General features: G+C 50.9%; 2 protein-coding genes and 1 pseudogene. 1 reads left to right on the top strand and 2 read right to left on the bottom strand.

The window, feature by feature from the left end; translation table 11 throughout:
- A pseudogene (locus tag ABY802_RS15885) lies at positions 1-1390 on the bottom strand (S9 family peptidase); the annotation flags it as partial.
- A 419-nt stretch (positions 1391-1809) separates the two neighbouring features.
- Here ABY802_RS15885 and ABY802_RS15880 point away from each other — a divergent pair.
- Positions 1810-2373 (top strand): hypothetical protein, encoded by a 564-nt coding sequence (locus tag ABY802_RS15880; protein ID WP_372628103.1) that lies wholly within the window; start codon positions 1810-1812, stop codon positions 2371-2373.
- Positions 2374-2413: 40 nt separating this feature from the next.
- Here ABY802_RS15880 and ABY802_RS15875 read toward each other — a convergent pair whose 3' ends face one another.
- Complete coding sequence (locus ABY802_RS15875; RefSeq protein ID WP_372628102.1) at positions 2414-4483, bottom strand: M13 family metallopeptidase; 2070 nt, start codon at positions 4481-4483, stop codon at positions 2414-2416.
- Positions 4484-4654: the final 171 nt, after the last annotated feature.

The raw sequence follows: 4654 nt of genomic DNA, 5'->3' as shown, positions 1-4654 counted from the left end.
GGTTGCCCTGCTCTGATGCGCCAACCGCGGTCAGGTAAATATGGCCATTTTCTAACCGTAGCATACGCTGACCATTGTCAGCGGTGGTCATTAATGGCCGGCCCGGATCGGCATAGCGGTCTTCGGTAGAGCGCTGCCACAATAATTTAGGTTCGCTACTGCCATCAGGGCTGATTAACCATACTTTTTCCTGGCGTTCCTGCCACCAGCCTTCGTACACCAGTGCAGTATCTGCGTCGGCAGCCAGTAGGTCGCGGAAACGAAACGCCATATCCAGTAATTTTACCGGTTCAGCACTAAAGGGTGCAGCCAGCTGCCATAACTGATCGCGAACCTCGGCTTCGTTAGCCGGATCGCCGCCATCAGCCGCCTGTGCCCAAAGCAACGTAGCCGGCGCATCCGCCCGCCAGCTGACACGACGTGGCCCGGTTTCCACTGCATCAAATGCAATGGGCAGGTTATCTGCTACAGGTTGTTCTGCGACCGTGTAGCTGACGTCGCCACGCGGGCTCCACACTTCGATGTTAGTGGCAAAACGGTAGATCGGTACCGCATAAGAGAAGGGAGGCACTATCCGGGTTACGAGTAAATGCTGATTATCCGGCGACAGGCTAAAGCGACGAATTAACGCTGGCTTACCAATTTGGGTAACTTTGTTGCTCAGGTTTATTTTTACCAGCTGGCTGGTAAAGTAGTGGCTGAACAGTTCTTCGTCATGGCTATCTTTTAATAAGTCCTGATAGGTGCGTGCCGGCGCAGTGCGGCCACGGGCTTCGGTTACCACCGGCCCCGCCGGCACTTTAGCGGCAACCGGTGCAACCGGCCGTTTGGGGTCTACCGCCAGCAGGTATAGGGCATCACTGCTTGCTGCCCATTCCAGCTGGGCACCTTGCACGGCGTTTGGCTGTAACTTACCCCACCGTTTGGCTGTGGCGTTTTTGGTATCAATTCGCCATAAGCTGCTGGCATTATCTTCTAACTGCACCACGGCGATATAGCGACTGTCTGGCGACCACTCTGCACTGATCACTTTTAAGGTTTTGGGTAAGCCTTTAATCTGACGGCTGATGCCAGTGGCAATATCAATCAGGGTAACGCCGGCAATATAGCGCGGCTGGCTGGGGCCATTGTTGGCCGGGTTTATCCGCACGCCGGCCAGCCGATGCTGAGTTGCAGCTAAGTCGGCTAAACTGGGCAGGGCCGGAAACTGCAGGCTAAGCAGGGTACTACCGTCCGGGCTTAAGCTGGCACTAGGCGTAGACGCCGCATCTACTATGGTAGTAATGTCGGCTACCGGCTCACGGTAGCCAGTACTGACAGCCGTTGCCAATAGACTAAAAGAGAGCAGGCTCAGCCATAAACTGGCCAGCAGCAACATTGTTTTTTGCATAGTTTCATCCTCATAATTGCACTTGCTTAGCTTTAGCATAGACACTACGCAGCCGCAGCAGTTAAACGACCACCTCCCGATTTTGTAAGCTAAGGCTCAGCAACCAGTCACCCGATGCTTAACAACGCTTTATTGATTGGTAATTTAGTTAACTTTATGGCTGTTTTGTAACTATTTTTATAGCATAATTGTTGTCTCTGCTAAACTTGAGTTGTACCTATTTGGCTGGAATGCATTTGAACGTTATCTCAACCCACCTTATGTTGCTGTTCATACTCCCCGCTCTGCTCTTTACGAGCCAGGTTGTTGCTGAACAGAAACCAGCTTTGCACTGGGGTTATGTCCATTTTCCGCCCTATTTTGTTGAAACTGCATCTGGAACAGCTGAAGGGGAATTAGCATCATTATTGCAACGGGTAATGCAAGATCTGCAGCTAGAAATGCGCGCCGTACAGTACCCCAACCGGCGGATGATCAATTTGCTAAATGAGGGTGGCCTGGATCTGGCTATGGTCATCAGTTCAGTTCTGACCCAACAACACCTTTACCTACGATCTGCACAACCCGTCGCCATGATGGAGTTAGCGGTTTACTGGCAACCGGGCACCAGGCCGATTCGCCAACTCAACGATTTATATAACAGCCGGTTGATTGTAATGAGCGGCTATACCTATGGCGGTCTTCGTAAAAAGTTGGAACCTGGTTATGGCTTAATTCGCCAACTAATCGAGATAGAGCAGCATCGGCTCGGCATCGAAGCCCTGCAACTGGACAGAGGCGAATATTTCTTAAGTTATCGACATGCTATGCCGCCAGAAAGCGAACATCAGCTGAATTATCATATACTCGATAGTATTGAAATGTTTTTATGGTTGCGCCAAGCCTTGCCCGACAGTGAGAAGTTGATCAAACAAATTGACGCCCAACTGGCCCGTTATAACGATGAAGCACAGGCTGCATCACTACCCGAACAGGGCAATTAACAAAAAAGGGCTGCATCGCAGCCCTGATTATTTTGTTAACTTACCAGATTTTTACCCGGACATCTTCTTCCCGGTACATGGCATCGCCTGGTTTAACGTCAAATGCCTGATAAAACTCCGGCATATTCGACAGCACCCCTAACACCCGGTACATACCCGGTGAGTGTGGTCCGGTGATCACTTGCTGGCGCAGTGCTTCGTCGCGGAATTTTATCCGCCACACCTGGGCCCAACCCATAAAAAACCGCTGCTCTGGGGTAAAGCCATCAATCACTTCAGCCGGCTGATCTTTGGTGGCATTTTGATACGCTCTATAAGAAACCGTTAAGCCGCCTAAGTCGGCAATATTCTCACCCAGGCCCAGGGCGCCTTGCAAGCGTAAATCGTCAATCGGGTTAAAGTTGCTGTACTGGTCGATCATCCGCTGTGCCCGCTCGCGGAACTGGCTTTCATCTTCAGGTATCCACCAGTCGCGCAGGTTACCTTCCCCATCGGATCGGCGCCCCTGATCATCAAAACCATGGGTAAATTCATGGCCGATAACCCCGCCAATTGCCCCATAGTTGACGGCATCATCGGCATCAACATTAAAGAAAGGCGGTTGTAAGATTGCAGCCGGAAACACTATTTCGTTCATGGTAGAACTGTAATAGGCATTAACCGTTTGCGGTGTCATGCCCCACTCATCGCGGTTAACCGGCTGGCCGAGACGGTTTACCATCCGCTGGTATTCGCACTGTGCACTGCGGCGCAGGTTGCCAATCAGATCGTTTGCAGCAATGGTCAGACACTGGTAATCACGCCAGACATCCGGGTAACCAATTTTGGTATTAAATTTGGCCAGCTTGGCCTGCGCTTCCACTTTGGTTTGCGGACTCATCCATTCCAGATCGTCAATGGCTTCTTTAAAAGCCAGCCGCAAGTTCTCGATCATTTCATCCATCCGCGCTTTAGCTTCAGGCTGAAAATGCCGCGCGACATACTCTTTGCCTACCATAAAGCCCAGATTACTTTCAACCGTGCTTACGGCGCGTTTTTCACGGCTACGCTGTTCTTGCAAACCACTTAACACCCGGCCGTAAAAGTCAAAACTGGCATTAACAAAAGGCTCGCTTAAATTGTTGGCATTGGCCCGCAGTAAATGAAACTTCAGGTATTGCTGCCACTGCGCCAGCGGCACTTCTGCCTGAATTTTGGCAAAAGCCTGGAAATAGCTGGGCTGGCGCACCACAATATGCTCAATATCATTCAGGTCGGCCGCTGTTAAGAATGTGGCCCAGTCGAAGCCTGGCGCCAGCGCGGCCAGCTCTGCTTTGGTTAATTTGTTATAGGTGGCATTGCGGTCACGGTTTTGGATCCGGCTCCATTGTGCTTTTGCCAGACTGGTTTCGATGGCCAGAATATTTTCAGCCGCCTGCGCAGCATTATCCCAACCCGCCAGCTGCCATAGCGTTTCAATAAAGGCACCGTACTGCGCCAGTAACACTTTGCTGCGCTCGTCGTCTTTTATGTAGTAGTCGCGATCAGGCATACCCAGCCCAGCCTGGCTTGCACCGGTAATATATTGATCAGACTGGCGTTGATCCTGGCCCACATACACCGCTAACGGCGTACCAAACCGATAGCGTTGGTTTTCACCCCAGTACTGGCTTAACTGGGCGTGGTTGGTTAAATTTTCAATTTTAGCGATATCGCCCCGCAGCGGGTTTAAACCAAGGACATTAATCAGCTCTGCATCGAGGAATGAGCGATATAAATCTGCCATTTTCTGACTATCTGAACCCGGCTCGTGGCTGCTGGCTGCCAGCTCCTGAATAATCGCTAAAACTTGTTTTTCAGCATTTTCTCTTAGCTCATCAAAACTGCCCCAGCGCGCTTTATCTGCCGGGATATCAGTGCTAGTTAGCCAGTTGCCGTTAACGTAGCGGAAAAAATCCTGTTGTGGCGCAACGCTGCTATCCATGTTGGCCGGGTTAATGCCTGAACTTAGCACTGGTGCAGCTTGTTCAGCTTGCGGTTGCGTTATGTCAGTGACAAGCGGCTTACTGCTGCAAGCGGCCAGACCAAGCGATAAGGCCACGCCTAATGCCAGGGCAGATACTTTGTTCATATGGGTTCCTTGGTAATAGCTATTATTGTTTTAAACATAACCAGAGTGTAAAACTATGCCTCCGTTGTAAAGCAACGCAGGTTAACCCGCTGCCAGGCTGCGACAAAAGGTAAAGTCGTCAGTTGCATGCGGTTTTACTTGAATTACGTTGGCTTTTTGCGCAGGATCAGC

The organism is Arsukibacterium sp. (assembly GCF_041616895.1).
GTDB lineage: Bacteria > Pseudomonadota > Gammaproteobacteria > Enterobacterales > Alteromonadaceae > Alishewanella.
The sequence above is the reverse complement of the archived record's forward strand: the minus strand, read 5'-3'. Positions and strand labels throughout refer to the sequence as shown.